Origin of the sequence: uncultured Nostoc sp., assembly GCF_937863485.1 — a bacterium.
GTDB lineage: Bacteria > Cyanobacteriota > Cyanobacteriia > Cyanobacteriales > Nostocaceae > Nostoc.
Map to the genome: position 1 here is coordinate 14,407 of NZ_CALMFY010000219.1, position 20,256 is coordinate 34,662.

The window sequence follows — 20,256 nt, forward strand, 5'->3', positions numbered from 1 at the left end:
AGTGAAGAAATCAAATGAAAAAACTCAAGTGGTCTAAGCTGATCGGTGCGATTTGCATGATCGGAATCGTCCTGTATGGTTGGATCGGACTTTCCCAATCCCCTCAACCATCAGTGCGGCTAACAACAAATCCACCGATTAATCAGGTTCGACCCCTTGAGGCTGAAGCCACCACAGTGTTGGGATCAGGGCACTACAATCCGCCAGTGCAGCTGATGCTGCAAGCCGTAGATGCTCAAGGGCAATCTTTAAAGGATGCCAAAATCCACTTGCAATTGTTTACCAATCCTAAAAACCCCTGGTTCACAACAGATTTTCCGATCGTCGAGGGGACAAAGTTGCTGGACATTGAGGGCAATGCACCTACAGGTCAATTGCAGGTTCAACAAACCCTGCCGATCCGGGGAACGTATCAACTCCAGGTAGCAGTTACTCCGCTCGTTGCCAATGCGTTTGAGCCGATTCAGCAGAAGCTGACGCTGACGTTGCCTGAAAATCCCTTAAAGTATCGCTACTTTGGCATCCTGGTTGTGATTTTGCTGGCAGTTGGACTACTGGGAGGTTGGGTGATTGGGGGTAGACAAGCGATTCAACCGGGAGAAATTGCCCCGCAACAGGTGCGATTGTTGTTGAGTGGATTGATTGTGGTAGCGATCGCTGCACTCCTCTGGGTCAACATCAGCGCGGAATTTGCCGAATCGCACCATCATATGTCGATGCCAGGCATGGGAGAAGAAGTTCCGCCCTCTAGTAAGCCCGCCAAATTGCAGTCTCAAGGACTTTATATGCAACTATCGGGTGACCAGAGTGCAACGGTGGGTCAATCTGCCAAATTGCAGGTCAGCGTTAGTGATCCCAAAACCAACCAACCTGTGACAGATGTAGTGTTGAAGGTAACAACTACCCAACTCGAAAATAATTGGGTGGCGTTTGCTTATCAGGGGACTCCAGACAGCAACGGAAAATTGGCGTGGGAGCAGGAATTCTTTGACGGTGCCCCCCATAGTATTCTTGTCGAGGTTGCACCGCTTGCAAACGCAACCCGGCAATTTCAGCCATTCCAAGTTGCAGAGAATATTCCAGTCGAAGGTGTCGCTCCGCCGATGTCTGTGCGGTTGATTTCGCTGACTTACTTCACCGGAATTGTGGTAATTGGTTTGCTGCTGGGACTGTGGCTGCGACATCGGCAGACTCCGCGTAGTGGGATGACTTGGAAGCGTAGTGTTTCTTAGTCAATGTCAAAGGGCGTTATTGCTATATCAAACAGTTTTGCCCAAAAGCGTAGCGTTTTTAATGCAGGGGAATACATTAACATTCCCTTGAAATGCATTGGCATTGCATTGAGATGCATTAACAAGGCAAGCCGACGCATTAACAATGTATCCCGACGCATTAACAATGCAGCCAACACATTAACAATGTATCCCGATGCATTAACAATGCAGCCAACGCATTAACAATGTATCCCGACGCATTGGCATTGCAGGGTATTGCTAAATTTAATTCGCTACGAATTAATGAAATGCTGTACTTAGTTTCTTTGCCCAATAACCAAACAGGCTGATTGCCTAAAATCCATGTCGGATACCATTGAGTGTTCGACATGAATTTTTATAGACACATGAATCATCAACACATTATATTCGTCTGCACAATTTGTGGAAGTAGTGATCAGACAAAACAGTATGTTGCTAAAAGCGACGGTGAACTGCTGCTAGAGAAATTACAAACCCTATATGATGACTGGGTGTTGCAAGACGAGTTTTCGATTCAACCTGTTGAATGTATGGGTGTTTGTGAGCAGGCTTGTGCAATTGCTTTCGTCTGTTTTAACAAACACACCTACTTATTCGGCGATCTACCTGCTGATGCTGAACGTGTAGAGAAGACAGCAACTGCTGTACTTGAGTGTGCTAGTCAGTATCACGCCAAGCCGGATGGTTTACTCCCCTACGCCAAGCGCCCGGAACTTCTCAGAGCCGGAGCGATCGCCCGGATTCCACCTATGCCGACGGAACTTTCAAAAGCGGACATTGCAAATCATTTTCCCTGATCATGAATCGTCTTGTCGGCGATTTGGTGGGTGGTATTTATGGCGATTGTAATGCCTGTATTTTGAATTCGGAGCGTCCCTTGCGCGTCTGGTAGAAAAGCGACGTGACATATAGCCTTCTATGAGGTCATGGTGTATGTATCACATTTGATTCATCACTTTTATGAACATTTTAATGCTATCTTCCACCTTTCCCTACCCACCAACGCGCGGGGGAACTCAAGTAAGGACATTTAATTTACTTAAATACCTGAGTCAACGCCATACTGTTACCCTCGCAACTCAACGCGAAAGCGATGTGACAGACGCAGAAGTAGCAGGATTACGCGATTGTGTGGATCATCTAGCCGTTTTTGAACGTCCGCCAGATTCTGGAACCACCGGAATATTGAAGAAAATACAGCGATTTAGTAGATTTTTGGAACAAGGGACACCGCCAAGCGTACTCAATCGCTACTCAATTGAGATGCAAACGTGGGTTGATAACTGGGTGGAAGCGGGAAAATGTGATGTGATTACCTGCGAACATAGCGTCAATGAAATTTATGTACCATCGCATTTTCAGAAACAGCTAAAAACTATAGTTAATATTCATAGTTCTGTTTACGCAACTTGTCGCAACCAATTAGCAACAGGTATTTCGGAAAATTCCCTCAGAGACAAAATTAATTTGCCACTTTTGCGTCGTTATGAGCAAAGCTACTGTGCTAAATTTTCGGCAATTGTAGTGACAACAGAAGAAGATAAAATTCAACTACAAGAGTTTAATCGCAATAGTGAAATTACAGTTATTCCCAATGGCGTAGATTTAGTTTCTTTCCCGAACCGTAGCACCGATCTAGGAGGACACCGCTTAATTTTTATCGGTGCAATGGATAATTTGGCAAACATTGATGCTGTCTGCTTTTTCAGCAACGAAGTCTTGCCCGAAATCCAAAAACTTTATCCTGATACAACTTTCGATATTGTCGGTTCTCATCCAGTCCCAGAAGTTTTAGAACTTGATCAAAAACCAGGAATTAATGTGATTGGGCGTGTACCTTCGATGGTAGAATATTTACATCAAGCCACCATCTGCGTTGTACCCATGCGAACTGGGTTTGGGATTAAAAATAAAACTTTAGAGGCAATGGCAGCTGGTGTACCCATAGTGGCAAGCGATCGCGGCTTAGAAGGATTAGCCGTAGATGTTGCTAGTGATTCTTTACGGGCATTACGAGCGAATAAACCGGCAGAGTACGTCACCGCTATTAGTCAACTATTTGAGCATCCACATCTGCGATCGCAATTGTCTCACAACGGCAGACAACTGGTAGAAACAGAATTCACTTGGGATATCGCTGGTAAAAGCTATGAACAAGTTTGTCTGAGGAGAGAGTAATATTAATTCGTAATTAGCACACAGATAAAAGTGCTTAGTCTAATAAAGATGCCACCACTAGCTTCTAGATAAATTCTAATTGTTCTTTTTTGTCGGTGTGGGACAAATGTGTGTAGAGACGTCGGATTGCAACGTCTCTACTTCAGTTGTGCAAATTATCTTATCTAAATTGTATTGGTTCAGGGTTAGCTCGTGAAGAAGCACGTCAATTATTGTCAAACCGAGTCGAAGCTCCTAACACAAGTAATTTCTTATGCTTAGGTTTATTCTTATTTTTGAGGGTAGTCAAATAATTATCAACGTAACGAAAAGCAGCAGCACCGTCGTAATCAGCAATGGCTATAGCTTGCAAGAAAACCTTTGAAGGAATTTCAAACCCTAAAAATTTTTCGGTCAAAATTAACAAATCTTTATCTGTAGCGGGAAAAGTAGTTTCTTCTGCTTTTTCTGGATCATGGAAGATATCTTCAATTAATGCTTTGTACACTTTGTACCTCCCCAAATGCATAAGATGCAAAGCCTGTGATAAAGTTTAGCTGCTGATCGCGAGTTTGTAAGTTAACTGGGAGTTCAGTACTAGGACATCCTATCTCTTGTAAAATCTCTAAACAATAAGTACTGAGTTCAGTGTCTGGAGCAAGCTCCAACTCTTGAGCTACTTCTAGAGCCATCTCCAGATTGACTTGGATAACCGTCGTTACAGGGTTGGTCATAAACACGCCCTAATAAACTGGATGCTCTAAGTTTTGATCACAAGTACAAATAGCGTAACGGTGTTTTTGCGGAATTTATGAAGAGGGCAAAATAAACTATCAGCGCATTTGCGGTAATGTATCCAAAATTATGTAAACTAGGCACAGAGCTAGACAATTTCGATCTGGGTGCGATCGCTGCACCAGAAGAAGTTGGCGTAACTCTTTGGGGATTTTGCTACGCGCAGTGTGTCGTTGGCGCAACCTCTGCTAGAGAAGACAAGCGATCGCTCTAAAAAATTGAGTACAAATGCCTAATAAATAATAAGCCGTATAAATATAGATGTCAACAGATCGCACCCAGAATTAAGAGACTTGATTCATCTTGTTGGGGACGCCACTTGAGAAAAAGAAGCAAGGGGATAACGGAGAAAAAGGATTTTCGATACGAGCCGCCGCCATTAGGGGCGAAATCTTTTGATATTTGAGCGCTGTTCTGCCTCGCCTTTGCCAAGAACTGCCTCTGGCTGACGCATTGACACAGAAGCCAAAATAGTAGATGTGGTTTTCAAGGCTTCTAGTTAAATTTTTCAATTACCTTTTAGCCATACATGGGTTGGGCTACATCTATGCAACGAATAAAAGGTGATTGGGGACTGAGAAAAAATAAATTATCCAAAATTATTTGTACATTTGTAGGGGATCTTGGCCTTGCGCCCCTACGTTCGCGGAGCGTCCCGCAGGGATGGGACGTTTTTTTAACTGGAAGTCCCTTAGCAAAAGGCTAAAACAACCTATTTACGTTGATACATAAGACGATTATTTTGTATAGTGCATAGATCACAATTTTATTGCTTCTCAATATTTCCGACACAATAACAAATTTTTGAGAAACCTGAATCTTTATGCATTTTTCTTTCACTACATATATAAAATAAGATTAATTATGTTTAGGTATATTTCATCAAAATTTTATAATTCGGAACGTTGTAATATGCAAATATTACAACGTTCAAATATATTTGAACCGTAAAACTACAAAGGTATATATTATTATGTCCATTAATGTAGCGAAGCAATCCCAAACCCTTGCGATTCCTTTATTTCACTTCAATTCATTCACAATGACAAATGTATATTTAATTTTGCACTACTACTTAGATGTGTCCCAATCTTTGCCTGGGGTATCTGCCACAGCTGACCTGTAAGCTGAAACTATCTCTGCTAATAACTTTCCTGGTCAGTGATACAGACACAAGTAATTGTCTTTGTACCTCAGGGTAAAAGTTGTGTTGTAAAAATGGGATTAGGCTGGTAAAAGTATGAATGTCAACTCTCACCACCTAGCCCTCAAGAAGTTTTGGCAACATAACTGTTGAATATAGCAGTTGCTTCTCCTGTCAAAGACGCTACGCGAACAACTATCTCAACCAGAGCAATGCATTGCCTCATCCTCGGTGTTGAATTATTGTATTTTGATGATATTTTTCTATAAAATTAAGGAGGAAGGCTTGTGGCCTTTACGAGCAATCAATTATTTAAGTTATCTGTCAAATATCTACCAGCAATCACAGCTATAATAACGCTTCTTTCATTACCAGTTAAAGCAGCTACATTTTTAGTAACTGATCGCGCTGTTTTGGGAAGCAATGATCAAGTCGATTGGGGAAGTTTAGGTAAAGTATTCAATCCCTCCGCTCCTGACTTTTATACTTTTTTACCTAACTCTTTTTTAGCAAGATCACAAGGTGGTTTAGGGTTAGATATAAATATAGCTCCAACTAATAACCCTCAGATTACTCCACCGTTTGTCTTTCAAACTTTACCTTCACCTGGCATTCGGACTAACTTCGCTCAAGGAGATTTTGTTCTCTTCGGAGGTATAGATCCAACAGGTTTTCAACCTCTTCCTCCTGGTGTTCCTGATCCTCGTCCTCAGGGGAATGGAGGACCATTTAGCATTAGTTTTGCCCAGCCAGTTCTTGGCGCTGGTGCTCAGATAGCTGTAGACATTAGTAATTTAGAAGTTGAAACTTTTATCACCGCTTTTGATAACACCAATAACCTGTTGGGTAGTTTCTCCGTTCTAAGTACTTCGTCATTAGCATTAGATAATTCGGCAGTGTTCTTGGGGATTCGTAGTGATACTCCAAACATTTCGCGACTCGTTTTTAGCAGTTCTGAGCCACAATACGGTTTGGCCATTAATCAGTTAAGTATTCTTGCAGTTCCCGAACCAACTTATACCTTGGCGATATTAGCTTTTGGTATTTCAGGTGCTGTTTTGAAACTACGCCAACGCACTTGGCCAAATAATTACTAATTTGTAATTGAAGGGTGTACAGCAGCCCAGACCAAAATCTCTCTATGAGACGCTCTTACTAGCTTGCTTTCCCATTGGGATAAGCGAACTGCCTTTTTCGTGTCGCTATCAGTGATGAGTCCAGAACTAAGGACATTTATTTCTGAATAAGAAATTACCAGGCCAGTTAGAACAGTCTTTTTCCCAGCAGAGAATCAGAACTGACTCAATCGGTCTATCGGGTAATTTATTTTCCGGAAATCGCCTAACACTGATTGTAATTACGAATTACGTTAGAGTACCGATAGCGAGTCCGCAAGCGTCATTATCAATTACGAATTATTTTGACACTCCCACAACGTTGAAGAAATAGCTTTCATTGAATAAGTTCGAGGTTTCGGACATACTCAAACTTCTGTCAGACGTAAGTTCCACATAACTCTTATCTTTAGCCAAATTAAAGTCAATGTCATACAAAGAATTAGAAAGCATTATAGACGCTAAGATCCAAAAAGCTATACGGAAGCACGAGTTCATAGTTGCTTTCATTAGTAGTATTATTGGCTTGATTTTTATCATAGGTTTGTTCCACGCTATTTTGCTCAACCACACTCAAATTAATGCATTTTGCTTGAACTGATTACTGGTTGCATTCAATGGAATCTTTATTATTAAGTGTTCCCTAATGTCCATAAAACTAATCTAAGTTACACATATTTTTTAGAAAATGGAATTGCATTTATGGAGAGTACAAATAATAGCAGGGCTATATTCGTCTTATTTTTAACTGTATTTATAGACTTGCTGGGCTTCGGAATTATCCTGCCGATACTACCTTTGTATGCTGAACAATTCGGCGCAAAACCTAATGAAGCGACTCTACTTATAGCTATTTATTCTTTAATGCAGTTCTTATTTGCACCATTATGGGGTAGTTTTAGCGATCGCTACGGTCGTCGTCCGATTTTATTACTTACTTTATTAGGTTCTGTAATTGCATACGCTGGGTTAGGCTTTGCCAACTCATTATGGATTTTGTTTATTGCTCGTAGTCTTGCCGGGATTATGGCAGGGAATATTGCTACTGCTCAAGCATACATAGCAGATATTACCACGCCAATTAATCGAGCTCGTGGCATGGGCATAATCGGAGCAGCTTTTGGTCTTGGCTTCATTCTTGGCCCAGCGATTGGAGGTCTTTTGATTGGGTCTGATGCGGACAACGCTAACTTCCATCTACCCTCGTTGTTCGCAGCCGGATTATCTTTATTGGCATTGCTTTGTGCTTTGATGTTACTTCCAGAATCTCTAAATTTTGAGACTAAAGCCAAAATCAAAGCTGATCGCTACCGTCAGCGAAGGCTGAACTTGCTACATCTGTCACAGCGTCCACAGTTCTGTATGCTTCTTGGCATCTACTTTTCAGTAACCTTTGCTGTTGCGGCTATGGACTCGACATTGGCTTTATGGTCTAAGCAGCAATTAAACTGGGGCCCTCAACAAACTAGTTATCTTTTTGCCTTCATGGGGATTGTCAGCACAATCATTCAAGGAGGACTGATCGGATTCCTCAAGAAATACTTGGGTGAAATAAAGTTACTTACCTTGGGGATATTAGGGTTAGGTTTAGGATTACTGCTAATTGGATTCTCACAAAGCTTAACTTTATTGTTGGTGTCCAGCACGCTTGTAGCATGGGGAATTAGTGTCAGTCAACCAATATTGAACAGCCTGATTTCCCAGATGACACCCCCAGAAGAACAAGGACAAATATTAGGAATTGCCAGTTCTTGCTCTGCGTTGGCACGCATTGGTGGGCCAACGTGGGCAGGGGCTAGTTTTATGAAATTTGGGAGTTCTGCTCCTTTTTTGAGTGGATCTTTAATAGTGCTAGTAGCTTTGACTCTTAGTTTACGAGTGACTAAAAACGCATCTGAATCAAAGACAGAACGTGTCGCCTGAAAATCCTGGTTTCAAAGTAAAAAGGTAAGGATTCAGGATTCAGAAAACTTTGATAACCAAGCTTAATAATTTTTTGAACAGCCTTGTACTAAAGACTTTTAATCCCAAATCTAAAATCTAAAATCTAAAATCTAAAATTAGTATGACAGGTCGCCGAGTATTGTTTTTAGGCATCTTTGTAAGCATCCTCCTCACCTATGCAATTTGGATCGGTGGGAGCATTCCTGCAAGCATCATCAAACTTCCTGATCAAGGATTAAACTGGTACTACTGGAAGCTTCCCAATCCGACCTTTTGGAGTCGAGCGACAGCTTGGGTCATGTACCTTGGGCATCAGTTTAGCATCTGGGCGTGTATCTTGTGGGCGCAGCGATCGCAGTTGAAATACAAATCAGCGTTGCACCCGATTAATTACCTTATGCTTGCCATTAATGGTGCATTCATCGCTTTACACTTTCTCCAGACCTATATTTGGTACGATGCTCTAGCTCAAGATACTTCAATTTGGGCTTCCCAAGGTGCGGTTGTACTCCTACTGGTCTTCGTACTGATTTTAGAAACGCCTCGACGCGGTTTGTTTTTCGGCAATTCTGTTCCATTCCATCAACAGTTTTTGCAAATTATCAAGCTGTACCACGGCTACTTTTTCTCCTTTGCCGCTATCTACACCTTCTGGTATCATCCAATGGAAGCGACTTTGGGGCACTTAATTGGTTTTCTCTATATGTTCTTGCTTCTGCTGCAATCGTCATTGATCTTTAACCGCACCCATGTAAACCGTTGGTGGACATTCACTTTGGAAATTACAGTGCTTTTACACAGTGTCGTTGTGTCGTTGATGCTAGGACAAAGCAAGTGGCCAACATTTCTCTTTGGTTTTCTTGGCATTCTGGTGCTTACTCAACTTCACGGTCTACCTGTGGGTATCTCGACTAAACGTACTATCTACGGTGCCTTTTTAGTGAGTGTACTGGCCATTTATGGACTGACTGAACGCGGCTTGGGCAGAATTTACGAAGTAACCTATATTCCTCTAATTGAGTTTGGGCTGGTTGGGGCAATTTACTTAATCTTCCTGCTGATCTTATGGACAATTTCTCGTTTACCTGTCAAGAGGTAACATTATGTCCGGCTAATTAGTTATGGTTCCCACAGTCATTGCAAAATAGCTATTTATCTGAAGGCGAGGTATGACAACAAACTTTAGTCGGCGTGAATTTATCTTGTTTGGTTCAGCGGCGTTTAGTACCAGCTTACTGGTGCAAGCTTGCAGTAGTAAGCCGACGACACCAACAGCGACAACAACGGGTGGTGCTAAAGGGTTTAAAATAGCGAGCGCTCTCCCTGGAATGATTACCGACAAAGCCTGGAATCAATCTGGTTATGAAGGTATTAATCTAGCAAAACAAAAGCTAGGTGCAGAAACCGCCTATGTAGAAAAAGTAGCACAAGCAGATCAAACAGAAGTATTAACAGATTTTGCTCGTAAAGACTACAATCTTATCTTCGCGCATGGCGGACAATTTGATGCCGCAATTGAACAAGTTGCCTCACAGTTCCCCAACACATTTTTTGTTGGAGTAAATGGTAATCTCAAAGGTGAGAATATTGCTTCTTTACGAATAGATCACCTACAAGCTAGTTATTTGTGTGGCATTATCGGTGCTTCTGTCACTAAATCTAATAAATTAGCTTATATTGCTGGAGAGAAGTTTCCCGCTACCGAGGGAGAACTGCGGGGATTTGAATTAGGGGCAAAGTCTGTTAAACCAAATATCCAAATTATTTCTACTTTTACGGGTGATTGGAATGATGTTGCCAAAGCCAAGGAAGCGACTATCGCATTAATTTCTTCCGGTGCTGATGTCATCTATCAATGGTTAGATAATGCCTCAGCCGCCGTCTTACAAACAGCAGGTGAAAAAGGGGTATATGCTTTTGGTAACACAAATGATCAATTAGACGTTGCACCAAAAGCTGTCTTAACCAGCGCTGTCAAACGCTTAGATTTAGCCATAGCATATATAGCAGAATTAGCTAAACAAAAACAAATCAAAGGACAAATATATACAATTGGGCTAGAAAAAACAGATATATTATTTCTAGGAAAATTCGGGGCAATCATACCGGAGGCAGTTAAACAAAGGGTATTGAATGCAAAGCAAGAGATTGTTAATAAAAAAATCGTTTTTGAAGACTGCAAAGAGGCTGGTAAGGATACACGCTGCGTGAAGAAAACAACATAGGTTTAGCATCCAGATATCTTAAAAAATTTTCCTAGTCAGGACTATAGTCCTAAAATTTGGGCTGAAGTCCTGACTCCGAGCTATCATTTTTGTGAGCATGAACTATTTACGCTTAAAAAATATTACCAAACGCTTTGGTTCTTTTCTTGCTAACGACAATATCAGTCTCTCTGTTGCATCTGGAACCATTCATGCAATACTAGGCGAAAATGGTGCAGGCAAGAGTACTTTAATGAATATTATTAGTGGACTCTATCAACCTGATGCTGGTCAGATTTACCTTCAAGAACAACCAATAAAAATTACCTCACCAAATGAGGCAATTAAACTCGGTATTGGCATGATTCACCAACACTTCATGCTTGTACCCCAATTGACTGTCACAGAAAATATTATTTTAGGAACAGAGAAAACTTGGCGGCTGAATCTACAATATAAACAGCAAGAAATCGCCGCATTATCCCAAGCTTATGGATTAGAAATTGACCCCACTGCCAAAGTTGAAAACTTATCTGTTGGGGCACAACAACGCGTAGAAATTCTCAAAGTTCTCTACCGTCGAGCCAAATTGTTGATTCTTGATGAACCTACAGCAGTTTTGACACCCCCAGAAGTAAAATCATTAATTGTTATCTTGCGCCAATTGGCAGCCGCAGGCAACACAATTATTTTTATCAGTCATAAATTAGAAGAGGTAATGAATCTCTGCGATTCAGTAACAGTTTTGCGCCAGGGAAAGGTAGTAGCAACAACATCAACTTCAGCAGCCACACCTCAGCAGTTAGCAACATTAATGGTAGGACAGGAAGTAGGTTTACAGTTAAATAAAAGTCCTAGATTACCAGGAGAAATCATCCTGTCGGTGCAAAATTTACAAATTGCTGATCAAAGAAATATTCCTGCTATAAATAATGTATCTTTTGAACTGCGGGCGGGGGAAATTTTAGGAATTGCTGGTGTCGATGGGAATGGACAGCGAGAATTAGCTGATGCGATTGCTCTTTTGCGGACTATTAAGCAGGGTAAAATTGAGTTTACACACAACCATTTCTTAGTAGGCTACATCCCAGAAGATAGGCAGACAATGGGATTGGTGTTGCAATTTAGCATCGCCCAAAACTTGATTTTAAAAGCTTTTAAATATCTGCCATTTTGTCGCCGTTTTTTGTTACAACAAGAAGCGATCGCCAATCGTGCCCAAGCTGCAATGCAAGAGTTTGATATTCGGGCGAATGGGATTGATATCAAGGTAAGTCAGCTTTCGGGAGGAAATCAACAAAAAGTGGTGTTAGCGCGAGAACTGGCGCAAACACCAGCTTTAATTATCGCCATGCAACCCACAAGAGGGTTAGATGTAGGGGCGACAGCAGCCGTCCATTCTCGAATATTAACAGAACGCGATCGCGGTGCCGCAATTTTGTATATTTCTACTGAGTTAGAAGAAGTGATGACAATGAGCGATCGCATTGCCGTAATCTACAGAGGTGAGTTTGTGGCTATTTTGGATGCACAGACGGCGACAGTGGAAGAAATTGGTTTGTTAATGGCTGGAGGACAAATAGGGAATAAAATACCAAATCTTTTTGGAGTCTAATTACAGAGGTAATAAATGAAAAACTTGTATAGCAAAATTGATCCTGGAGTGAAAGCAGCAATTGCAGTGCTAATCGATATTGGTACTCATGATGAGGTTTATTGATAAATGCACAGAAGGCGATCGCTTCAGGAAAGTTTCAAAATGCAATTTTCTATATTCCCAGTTATGCCCCAGTACAGAGGTGTGCTGGGATTCATAGGAATAAAAAAAATGAGATATAAATGACACTAATTAATCGGATTCATCCAAGATTGCTGCCCATACTATCACCGATAATTGCGATTGCCTCCGCCCTGATCGTCGGTGCTATCCTGATGCTAATTGCTGGGGCAAATCCCATCACTGCATACAGCATCTTATTTCAAGAATCTCTCTCTACCTACTTTGGATTTGGTAACACCCTCACCAAAATGACACCGCTATTGTTCACCAGTTTAGGCGTGTTAGTAGCATTGCGGGCTAGGCAATTCAATATCGGTGGGGAAGGACAAATTTATCTGGGTGCATTGGGAAGTACTTTAATTGGGTTATATGTGCAAGGATTACCTGCGGTGATTCATATCCCCTTAGCACTTTTGGCAGGATTTTTCTTTGGTGCAGTTTGGGGTTGGATTCCTGGTTATCTCAAAGCAATGCGCGGAGTGAATGAGGTAATTACTACGTTGTTGCTCAACTATATCGCCGTGAATTTAGTTAGCTACCTCGTACAAAATCCATTAATGGCAGCAGGTGCGCCTAGTCCTTATTCGCCATTAATTGCCAAAACATCCCGTTTAGCGATTATATTACCACAAAGCCTCGCCCATGCAGGTATTTTATTAGCTTTAATTACCGCAGGTATTTTATGGGTATTGTTAGTGCGATCGCCTCTAGGTTATCAAATTATGGCAGTGGGATTTAACCCAATTGCCGCCCGTTATGCCCACATATCTGTTGAACGTACTATTATGCTGGTGATGGCGGCTGCGGGTGGTTTAGCTGGGTTGGCTGGGAGTTGTGAGGTGATGGGGTTGAAATATCGGCTATTTGAACAAGTTTCACCAGGTTATGGATTTGATGCCATTGCGATCGCTTTTTTAAGTCGTGGTAGTGTTGTCGGTGTAGTATTGACTTCTTTGTTTTTTGCGGCGCTTCGTAGTGGTGCGAATGTGATGCAGCGTAGTGCAGGTGTGCCGGTAACTGTGGTTTATGCGATTCAGGGTTTTATGGTGTTGTTTATTGCTATCAGTTTCGCAATCGAAAGAGAGATCAGAGTAAAAACCCAGAAAAGTGCAAATGTTTAACGCAGAATAACACAGACAAAACTCTGCGAAACTTTGCGCTTCCCTCTGCGAACCTCTGCGTTTAAAAATAACTTTATGAATAATCTCAACTTCTTCTCTGATTACTTGGTAGCTACTTTGCGTCTAGCTGTCCCCTTGGGATTTGCTGCCCTTGGAGGATTGTACTCAGAACGGTCGGGGGTGTTAAATATCGCCTTGGAAGGGATGTTGCTTACTGGTGCTTTTACTAGTGCTGCTGCCACTTTCTCCACTGGAAATCCCTGGCTTGGTATCCTTGCTTCCTTAATTGCTGGGGGATTAGTCGGATTACTCCATGCTGTTTTATGTGTAACTTTGCGTGTCGATCAATTGGTGTCTGGACTAGCAATTAATCTTGTCGCATCTGGGTTAACATCGTTTTTGGCCCGGTTAGTCTTTAATGGCAGTAGTACACAGCAGTTACCTGGAATCGGGGCAATTATTATTCCTGGTTTAGCCAATATTCCCCTGATTGGGCCACTACTATTTCAAGAAGATATTTTAGTATATTTATTATTTATACTAGTTATTTTAACTACATACATTTTATTTAAAACTAGCTTTGGACTGACATTGCGAGCAGTAGGAGAATCTCCTCAAGCTGCTGACACGGCTGGAATTTCGGTACAAACTGTCCGTTATATCGCTGTGGTGATTAGTGGCACTCTTGCGAGTTTAGGAGGTGCTTATTTAACTCTGGTACAGGTAAGATTTTTTGCCGAGGGGATGAGTGCTGGGAAGGGATTTATTGCGATCGCAGCATTAATTTTTGGCAGATGGCATCCTTTTGGTAGTGCTTTGGCTTGTTTGCTATTTGGGGCTACAGAAGCTTTACAACTGCGAATTCAGGCACTAGGGGCAAATATACCTTACCAATTTTTAGTAATGCTACCTTATGCGATCGCTTTATTGGCATTAGTGGGTAAGTTGGGAAAATCTACACCCCCTAAAGCTTTAGGTACTCCCTACTTTGGAGAAAATCGCCACTCAGACTAAAAAACGTTCCTTCGACGAATATTTTTGACTTTTGACTTTTGACTTCCCCGAACGCAAGAGCGTCTCGTAGGGAAGGGGCTGACCCCTGATCTAACGGCAAGAAAGTAACATCACCTTTCAACCATCTGTCAAAAGTTATCTCAATCACTTCTACTAACGGTTTTTTGCTGTTGATAACGCAGTTTAAACTGCTGTTGTTGTATTTTATGATCCACGATTGGATCAGGATAGCCAACAGCATGACGTTCTAAAGGTGGAATTTTACCAGTAACTAAATATTCTGGATCTACAGACCGCAATTCTGATACCCATTGCCGAATATATTCCCCCTCTGGATCGAATTTTTGTGTTTGACTGGCTGGGTTGAAAATCCGCACAGGTTTGGGGTCCATGCCGCTAGAAGCACTCCATTGCCAACCGCCATTATTGGCAGATAAATCCCCATCAATCAACTTTTGCATAAAGTATTTTTCTCCCAATTGGGGATTAATTAGCAAGTCTTTGGTGAGGAAACTGGCAACAATCATCCGACAACGGTTGTGCATCCAGCCACTTTCGTTTAACTGGCGCATTGCTGCATCTACAATCGGGTAGCCTGTTCTCCCCTCACACCAAGCTTGGAAATATTCTTCGTTAGTTTCCCAAGGAAAGTTTTTGAAGGTGTCACGGAAAGCACCATCAGCCAATTCGGGAAAGTTATACATTGCATGTTGATAAAACTCTCGCCAAGCTAATTCCTGTTGCCATGTGCGAATATTAACTGCTGTTTCCTCACTACGGCTGTTTTCTTGGGCTTCTATGGTGGCTTGCCAAACGGTGCGAATGCCAATTACGCCAAATTTAAAAGCTGCACTCAGTTGCGATGTTCCATGAACTGCGGGAAAATTGCGCTGTTCTTGGTATTCAGTAATCGCTTTAGCACTAAATTCCTCTAGCCGTTCTTGCGCCGCCGCCTCTCCGGGTGGAATAATCAATTCTCCATCCCAAATAAATCCTAAATCTTTCGCTGAAGGTAATGTGATCGCTCCTGCAAGTTTTGCAATTTCCTGTTCAGCTGCCGTTAACCCCTCAACATTTTGCAGTGTTTCTACTGGTTGAGCCTTCGGCTTGCTAATCCAATTTTTCCAGAAGGGGGTGTAAACCGTGTAAGGACTGTTACCACCGGTGCGTAACTCATCTGGGGAGTTGAGGATTTGATCCCAGTTTTGATTAAGAAACTGAATACCTTTTTCTTTGAGGGCATTTATAACGGTGCGATCGCGTTCTTGCGAATAAGGTTCTACATCCCAATTCCAAAAAACAGCTTTGGCATTTATTGCCTCTGCTAAAGCTGGTATCGCTTGTATAGGATTGGCGTGGAGTATTAATAACTGGCTACCAACTTGGGCATATCGCTCTTGGAGTTTCTCCAAACAGCCAATCATATAAGTTATTTTCACAGGAGCGACATCATCCCGTTCCAGAATATTCGGATCAAGGCAAAACACGCCCACCACTTTCGGACTCTGCTGTTTTGCCGTAGCCAGTCCCGTATTGTCAGAAATGCGTAAATCGCGCCGATGCCAAAACAGAATTAAGTCAGACATTCCATACTGGATATAGTTCACCCGTACTAGCTTAGATGCTAGTGGTACCAATGAGCATCATTCTGGCGATAAATTTATTCTGTAAATGGGGAAGGTTTCTCTAGGAATAAGGGGTAATGGGGAGTGAATTGACAGGAGTCAGCCCCTTCCCTACGGGACGCTGCGCGAACGGGGAAGTCAAAAGTCAAAAGTCACGAAGAAATTAAACCCCGGTTTGTCAATCGGGAATAGTGGCTTTTTAGCTTAAAGTTGAGTATACTCTTGTTAACAGTTAATTAGTCTTTTTGTCATGGCTAACCTACTACTTGACGACGGCACAATTGAGAGTGATTTAGGCGAAATAGCTCGTGAACTTGCCCCTCTTGGCATTCAACTCAGACACTACGATCCAGGAACATCGCTCCTCTTCCCCAACCTGCTAGACCAGGACGTTTTAACGGAGTCTGAGAAACGTTATTGTGTAGAACTCCATAACAGCGTCTTTGAATTTATTCAGCAAGAAAATGGCGCTCTCTGGTGTGATTTGCTAAATGTGCATCCAGGTTCCTTCAATCTTCACCACCTGATAGCAACCTACGGTCGTTACCACACTCATCCTGCGGCTGAACCCCTCTATGTGTTGGCAGGAGAGATGATCTATGGTTTCGTGCGACCTGATGGCAGCCAGGTACAGCTTTTAGTTCAGGCACAAGACTATCTCTATATCCCCGCCGGCGTTGAGCATTGGTGCAGCCCAACTGCATCGTTGAATTTCAAAGCAGTACGCTATTTTGCAATCGCCGAAGGTTGGGTTCCAAATTATACAGGAACTCAAGTGAATGATTCGCTCAAAAAGCCGCATTAAAGCTCAATTTTATGATTGCAAACTGTGATATTTCTTACTTAGTGCTTCGACTTTAAACTGTACTCAGTTGCTTGCAGGGTTAAAATATGACAACAATTTAATCAGCAGCTTATTGCGAGAGGAGCTTATGCAGGAATCTGTAGTCTATCAAAGAATTATTAGACAAGGAATTGAGCAGGGGAAACGAGAAGAGGCGTTATCAGTAGTCATGCGCCTACTTCCTCGGCGAATTGGTATAGTTGCTCCAGAATTGCGACGCCGAGTAGCCCGTCGTAGACATCGCAGATTGAAGCATTATCTCTTACTCAATTAGAGGATTTAAGCGAGGCGCTATTAGATTTCTCAACAGCAGCGGATTTAACAAGCTAGTTCAATAGTATTAAAGAAAACTGACCCTTTCACTCAACTTCTTCACAGCGAATTAATAGCGTTTCCATCGCCTCTGCTAAAGAAATTAACTCTGTCCAAGAGGAACCACTAACTAAATTTTGGGCGTGAGCTAATCGATTTCGCAACTGTTCCGCAGACTTGAGGAAGCGTTCGCCAAACCGCTTGGACTTTAGTCCCAGTTGCTGGAGAAGTTCTGGTTGATTTAAAATCAACTCTCGCTTATCACAAAATTGCAAATAATCTAACAAATCGGTAGCTTCGTTTCTTTCTTGGCTCTCTCGCCATAGCCGTTGAGCAACTTCTAAGCGTTCAGGTTTGAGGATTTTTTGCCAAGAATCTTGGGGATAGTAAATCCGCACTAGCCGCAGCAAATTCATTTCTAGTAGCGTCACCAAGCCAAACAATAGCATTCGCGCGGGTGCTTTCTGCAAGTCGCCACAGGTAACAATCCCACTTACCTGATTGCAGTCCAAGACAAACAATCGCGGAGTTTGTTGCAAAATTGGTAACAACTTTATAAGTGGGGTAGAAATGGCAATTAGTTCTTTTGGATGAAACACTCGTTGATAGTCGCTACACTTGCCTTCTTTACCTTGAATCAAACTAGAGCGTTCTACATAACCGCTAATAATATCTCCCGTCTCAACGCCGATAACATCAAAATTTTGTGCCTGCATCCAATGCAGCACTTTTTTCACCTCCGCATCTGCTGACATAGATTTGAGGGGTTCTGCCACGTATTCAATGGTGATATTGTTCTCAAATAAACTCCGCAGGTCTTGAGAACGCGATTTTAGGTGTTTCATCCCCCTGCTGTGAACTCACGTTAAATAATCCTATGGCACTCACGCGATCGCCAACGGTTTTTTCTGCCAGATTATCATTGTGTACGCATCGCTATCTCAACAAATACCATAGTCCAATCTTATACCATCATAGTTGGTATTGATGTAGTGACGTTAGACATTCTTAAGTAACAAAATATTTTCCACCTACAAAAAAAATATTTATCTACTTATCTGTATCAGATTAGTTGGTTAATTTTCGCTAAAAATGTCGAAAATTCTGACAAAAAAAATGTTATTACTAAAACGACATGTTGAATTGATACTTGCTAGAATTTTACCAAGATAGCCAAAATTGATAATATTATTATGCCAAGAAAAGAACAGGGATGGGTCACATTTCAAACCTCAGAGGACGAGCGGAAGATTCTGGAGGAGTTTTGTGAACAGTCTCAACGTACCAAGACTGAGATTCTGCGGGAACTCGTGCGTAGTCTCAATCAGCACTCACCAGCACCAATCTCACCACCAAGTCAACAGGAAAAACAGGAAGATACTTACACTCAAAAACCTGAGACAGAAAGTACTATTCAAAAGAAATCACTAAAAGTTAGCTCTCGCAATATTCTTAAAGGTGTTGTTAAACGAGTTATTTATGGAGCAGTTAATAGTGAGGTGACTCTAGAGATTATTCATAAAGTAGAATTAACCTCTATTATCACCAGAGCTTCCGCAGAAGAGTTGGAACTATCTGAAGGAAAAGAAGCTTATGCAGTGATTAAGTCTAACGATATTGTGATTGCCAGAGAATAAAAAAACATTGATTTTTGGCGTTGGATATTAAGAGGATGAAGTTTCCTCACTAACATTTTTAATTTTGGAAAACTGCAAGATCAATTGATTATATTTTGTTTAATAGCTTTGTGAAAGCTATAATGAACACGGTTATTTCAACAATTTAATTTTTATGTTCTAAGGCAAAGCCGTTGTTTGCCATAGGAATTTTCTAGTAAACTACTGAATAGTCATCATCTAACAAAAATAAAACTTCCTCCCCAACTACCGTAGTTTCGGCTGTTCACTCCATTACGAGTTGTCCCATAGTAAGACCCTGCTCCCGGACGAATTCTAATTCTCACTTGTCCGCCATTTCTAATTGTGATTAGTCCGGCATGTACAGCCGCATTGCAAATTGAGGAATCGTCGGTATAAACGTCAGTGCCCCATACCTTGTAAATATAACCCCGTCAGGAGAAGGGCATTGCGTTGTCGCCAAGCGCCGCACCGTCAACAATTCAAGGTGCGTTAGCCTACGGCATAACACACCCTACTTCTACTTCCAATTTATATTTCTTCATATACATTGAATTTTGTTCACCGACTTAATTAGATATTCATTTGAATATCTAACCAGTGTCAATATGCTAGGTGTAATTCTGGTAAAGTTTTTACGTCACTGAACAACCCGTCATAAACACATTACTTTCCAGATTGTGTATATATCTATCTAAAGATAGAAATCATTGGTGAAAAATGAACATCACACGGTAATTTATCTTTACGTCTCCAATCTCTGCGTTTTCTCTCATTTCGAGTGATTTTAATTCTTTGAGTACGGTAAACCGTATTTGCTCGTTAGTTCCCAAAGATTAATTTAATTGTTAAGTTTAGTTACATAAATAAAAAAAGACTGCAAACATTGCTAAACAGGAGAATTTATGAGAAGTGGTAGTATCCTTGACGATCAAGACAAACTGAACAACTTTGTGATGCAGCTTGGACATTACATCACACAAGTCAAGCTCTCTCAGAAATAAGACTTATTTAACATTGTTTAACATTACTATGAAAGCTACAGATCAATTGGTGCATTTTTTAGAGGAAGAGTTGGGTATTTCTAGTGGAGCAATTTCTCTTGGTTTGCGACATTGTGAGCAGACCCCCAACTTTCTAGCCATGACCCTTTGGCAGTATGGGCTGGTAACACTGGATCAGTTAGCCCAAATTTTTGATTGGTTGGAAACAGTATAAGCTGCTTCAACTATTCAGATGGCAAATATGCCGACTTTCCCAGAAAGTCACATTCTCAACAGTTTTCATTCTAAGGATTGGTAACAACAT

At 41.5% G+C, this 20,256-nt stretch carries 22 protein-coding genes; 16 read left to right on the plus strand and 6 right to left on the minus strand.

Features of this window, described 5'->3' with window-relative positions; all coding sequences use genetic code 11:
- Nucleotides 1-14 precede the first annotated feature (14 nt).
- Entirely contained in the window at nt 15-1,232 is a 1,218-nt protein-coding gene (locus tag Q0541_RS30165) for a hypothetical protein (RefSeq protein ID WP_298919869.1), read from the plus strand.
- Between the two features lie 160 nt (nt 1,233-1,392).
- Here Q0541_RS30165 and Q0541_RS30170 read toward each other — a convergent pair whose 3' ends face one another.
- Nucleotides 1,393-1,605: a hypothetical protein gene (locus Q0541_RS30170; protein WP_298919871.1), complete on the minus strand. Its 213-nt coding sequence runs from the start codon at nt 1,603-1,605 to the stop codon at nt 1,393-1,395.
- Between Q0541_RS30170 and Q0541_RS30175 the strand changes: the two genes are divergently transcribed.
- Nucleotides 1,604-2,053 carry a DUF1636 domain-containing protein gene (locus tag Q0541_RS30175; RefSeq protein WP_298919873.1) on the plus strand — a complete coding sequence of 150 codons (450 nt, stop codon included), beginning with the start codon at nt 1,604-1,606 and terminating at the stop codon, nt 2,051-2,053. The genes Q0541_RS30170 and Q0541_RS30175 overlap by 2 nt on opposite strands.
- A 163-nt stretch (nt 2,054-2,216) precedes the next feature.
- The gene (locus tag Q0541_RS30180) at nt 2,217-3,434 is read left to right on the plus strand and encodes a glycosyltransferase family 4 protein (RefSeq protein ID WP_298919875.1); all 1,218 of its coding nucleotides are present in this window, start codon (nt 2,217-2,219) and stop codon (nt 3,432-3,434) included.
- Between the two features lie 205 nt (nt 3,435-3,639).
- Here the strand turns inward: Q0541_RS30180 and Q0541_RS30185 are convergent, their stop codons facing one another.
- Together Q0541_RS30185 and Q0541_RS30190 are read right to left on the minus strand one after the other, a co-directional pair.
- The gene (locus Q0541_RS30185) at nt 3,640-3,921 is read right to left on the minus strand and encodes a hypothetical protein (RefSeq protein ID WP_298919877.1); all 282 of its coding nucleotides are present in this window, start codon (nt 3,919-3,921) and stop codon (nt 3,640-3,642) included.
- Complete coding sequence (locus Q0541_RS30190) at nt 3,902-4,147, minus strand: hypothetical protein (protein WP_298919879.1); 246 nt, start codon at nt 4,145-4,147, stop codon at nt 3,902-3,904. The genes Q0541_RS30185 and Q0541_RS30190 overlap by 20 nt, the downstream gene beginning before the upstream one ends.
- A 116-nt stretch (nt 4,148-4,263) precedes the next feature.
- Between Q0541_RS30190 and Q0541_RS30195 the strand changes: the two genes are divergently transcribed.
- The 8 genes from Q0541_RS30195 (at nt 4,264) to Q0541_RS30230 (ending at nt 14,530) form a co-directional block, all read left to right on the plus strand.
- A complete protein-coding gene (locus Q0541_RS30195; protein ID WP_298919881.1) occupies nt 4,264-4,422 on the plus strand; it encodes a hypothetical protein in 159 nt (52 codons plus the stop codon).
- A gap of 1,217 nt (nt 4,423-5,639) precedes the next feature.
- Nucleotides 5,640-6,449: a hypothetical protein gene (locus Q0541_RS30200; RefSeq protein ID WP_298919883.1), complete on the plus strand. Its 810-nt coding sequence runs from the start codon at nt 5,640-5,642 to the stop codon at nt 6,447-6,449.
- Between the two features lie 720 nt (nt 6,450-7,169).
- The gene (locus Q0541_RS30205; RefSeq protein WP_298919885.1) at nt 7,170-8,390 is read left to right on the plus strand and encodes an MFS transporter; all 1,221 of its coding nucleotides are present in this window, start codon (nt 7,170-7,172) and stop codon (nt 8,388-8,390) included.
- A gap of 142 nt (nt 8,391-8,532) precedes the next feature.
- Complete coding sequence (locus Q0541_RS30210; RefSeq protein ID WP_298919887.1) at nt 8,533-9,510, plus strand: hypothetical protein; 978 nt, start codon at nt 8,533-8,535, stop codon at nt 9,508-9,510.
- Between the two features lie 70 nt (nt 9,511-9,580).
- Nucleotides 9,581-10,636 (plus strand): BMP family protein, encoded by a 1,056-nt coding sequence (locus tag Q0541_RS30215; protein ID WP_298919889.1) that lies wholly within the window; start codon nt 9,581-9,583, stop codon nt 10,634-10,636.
- Nucleotides 10,637-10,733: 97 nt separating this feature from the next.
- Nucleotides 10,734-12,230: an ABC transporter ATP-binding protein gene (locus Q0541_RS30220; protein WP_298919891.1), complete on the plus strand. Its 1,497-nt coding sequence runs from the start codon at nt 10,734-10,736 to the stop codon at nt 12,228-12,230.
- Between the two features lie 224 nt (nt 12,231-12,454).
- Nucleotides 12,455-13,516, plus strand: a complete 1,062-nt coding sequence (locus Q0541_RS30225; RefSeq protein ID WP_298919893.1) for an ABC transporter permease — start codon at nt 12,455-12,457, stop codon at nt 13,514-13,516.
- 75 nt (nt 13,517-13,591) lie between these two features.
- Nucleotides 13,592-14,530 carry an ABC transporter permease gene (locus tag Q0541_RS30230; protein ID WP_298919895.1) on the plus strand — a complete coding sequence of 313 codons (939 nt, stop codon included), beginning with the start codon at nt 13,592-13,594 and terminating at the stop codon, nt 14,528-14,530.
- A 140-nt stretch (nt 14,531-14,670) separates the two neighbouring features.
- Here the strand turns inward: Q0541_RS30230 and Q0541_RS30235 are convergent, their stop codons facing one another.
- Nucleotides 14,671-16,116: an FAD-binding domain-containing protein gene (locus tag Q0541_RS30235; protein WP_298919897.1), complete on the minus strand. Its 1,446-nt coding sequence runs from the start codon at nt 16,114-16,116 to the stop codon at nt 14,671-14,673.
- 289 nt (nt 16,117-16,405) lie between these two features.
- On the opposite strand from Q0541_RS30235, the gene Q0541_RS30240 reads away from it, so the two are divergent.
- From Q0541_RS30240 to Q0541_RS30250, 3 genes are all read left to right on the plus strand, one after another.
- Nucleotides 16,406-16,960: a cupin domain-containing protein gene (locus Q0541_RS30240; protein ID WP_298919899.1), complete on the plus strand. Its 555-nt coding sequence runs from the start codon at nt 16,406-16,408 to the stop codon at nt 16,958-16,960.
- Nucleotides 16,961-17,087: 127 nt separating this feature from the next.
- On the plus strand, nt 17,088-17,273 hold the full coding sequence (locus Q0541_RS30245; protein ID WP_298919901.1) for a DUF4351 domain-containing protein: 186 nt from the start codon (nt 17,088-17,090) through the stop codon (nt 17,271-17,273).
- Nucleotides 17,246-17,329: a DUF4351 domain-containing protein gene (locus Q0541_RS30250; RefSeq protein WP_298919959.1), complete on the plus strand. Its 84-nt coding sequence runs from the start codon at nt 17,246-17,248 to the stop codon at nt 17,327-17,329. Before Q0541_RS30245 ends, Q0541_RS30250 begins: the two co-directional genes overlap by 28 nt.
- 29 nt (nt 17,330-17,358) lie before the next feature.
- Here the strand turns inward: Q0541_RS30250 and Q0541_RS30255 are convergent, their stop codons facing one another.
- The gene (locus Q0541_RS30255; RefSeq protein WP_298919903.1) at nt 17,359-18,156 is read right to left on the minus strand and encodes a hypothetical protein; all 798 of its coding nucleotides are present in this window, start codon (nt 18,154-18,156) and stop codon (nt 17,359-17,361) included.
- A 348-nt stretch (nt 18,157-18,504) separates the two neighbouring features.
- Here Q0541_RS30255 and Q0541_RS30260 point away from each other — a divergent pair, with 348 nt between their 5' ends.
- Complete coding sequence (locus Q0541_RS30260) at nt 18,505-18,948, plus strand: molybdopterin-binding protein (RefSeq protein WP_298919905.1); 444 nt, start codon at nt 18,505-18,507, stop codon at nt 18,946-18,948.
- A 215-nt stretch (nt 18,949-19,163) separates the two neighbouring features.
- Here the strand turns inward: Q0541_RS30260 and Q0541_RS34660 are convergent, their stop codons facing one another.
- Nucleotides 19,164-19,373, minus strand: coding sequence for an LCCL domain-containing protein (locus Q0541_RS34660; RefSeq protein ID WP_366941945.1), 210 nt, complete (start codon nt 19,371-19,373; stop codon nt 19,164-19,166).
- Nucleotides 19,374-19,980: 607 nt separating this feature from the next.
- Between Q0541_RS34660 and Q0541_RS30265 the strand changes: the two genes are divergently transcribed.
- Complete coding sequence (locus tag Q0541_RS30265) at nt 19,981-20,166, plus strand: DUF2949 domain-containing protein (protein WP_273768049.1); 186 nt, start codon at nt 19,981-19,983, stop codon at nt 20,164-20,166.
- Nucleotides 20,167-20,256: the final 90 nt, after the last annotated feature.

Coding starts and splice junctions, on each gene's coding strand:
- Q0541_RS30260 (WP_298919905.1), top strand. CDS start 18,505: ATGCCAAGAAAAGAACAGGGATGGGTCACATTTCAAACCTCAGAGGAC.
- Q0541_RS30205 (WP_298919885.1), top strand. CDS start 7,170: ATGGAGAGTACAAATAATAGCAGGGCTATATTCGTCTTATTTTTAACT.
- Q0541_RS30210 (WP_298919887.1), top strand. CDS start 8,533: ATGACAGGTCGCCGAGTATTGTTTTTAGGCATCTTTGTAAGCATCCTC.
- Q0541_RS30175 (WP_298919873.1), top strand. CDS start 1,604: ATGAATTTTTATAGACACATGAATCATCAACACATTATATTCGTCTGC.
- Q0541_RS30255 (WP_298919903.1), bottom strand. CDS start 18,156: ATGAAACACCTAAAATCGCGTTCTCAAGACCTGCGGAGTTTATTTGAG.
- Q0541_RS30265 (WP_273768049.1), top strand. CDS start 19,981: ATGAAAGCTACAGATCAATTGGTGCATTTTTTAGAGGAAGAGTTGGGT.
- Q0541_RS30240 (WP_298919899.1), top strand. CDS start 16,406: ATGGCTAACCTACTACTTGACGACGGCACAATTGAGAGTGATTTAGGC.
- Q0541_RS30230 (WP_298919895.1), top strand. CDS start 13,592: ATGAATAATCTCAACTTCTTCTCTGATTACTTGGTAGCTACTTTGCGT.
- Q0541_RS30220 (WP_298919891.1), top strand. CDS start 10,734: ATGAACTATTTACGCTTAAAAAATATTACCAAACGCTTTGGTTCTTTT.
- Q0541_RS30225 (WP_298919893.1), top strand. CDS start 12,455: ATGACACTAATTAATCGGATTCATCCAAGATTGCTGCCCATACTATCA.
- Q0541_RS30195 (WP_298919881.1), top strand. CDS start 4,264: ATGTATCCAAAATTATGTAAACTAGGCACAGAGCTAGACAATTTCGAT.
- Q0541_RS30235 (WP_298919897.1), bottom strand. CDS start 16,116: ATGTCTGACTTAATTCTGTTTTGGCATCGGCGCGATTTACGCATTTCT.
- Q0541_RS30165 (WP_298919869.1), top strand. CDS start 15: ATGAAAAAACTCAAGTGGTCTAAGCTGATCGGTGCGATTTGCATGATC.
- Q0541_RS30180 (WP_298919875.1), top strand. CDS start 2,217: ATGAACATTTTAATGCTATCTTCCACCTTTCCCTACCCACCAACGCGC.
- Q0541_RS30245 (WP_298919901.1), top strand. CDS start 17,088: ATGCAGGAATCTGTAGTCTATCAAAGAATTATTAGACAAGGAATTGAG.
- Q0541_RS30170 (WP_298919871.1), bottom strand. CDS start 1,605: ATGTCGAACACTCAATGGTATCCGACATGGATTTTAGGCAATCAGCCT.
- Q0541_RS30190 (WP_298919879.1), bottom strand. CDS start 4,147: ATGACCAACCCTGTAACGACGGTTATCCAAGTCAATCTGGAGATGGCT.
- Q0541_RS30215 (WP_298919889.1), top strand. CDS start 9,581: ATGACAACAAACTTTAGTCGGCGTGAATTTATCTTGTTTGGTTCAGCG.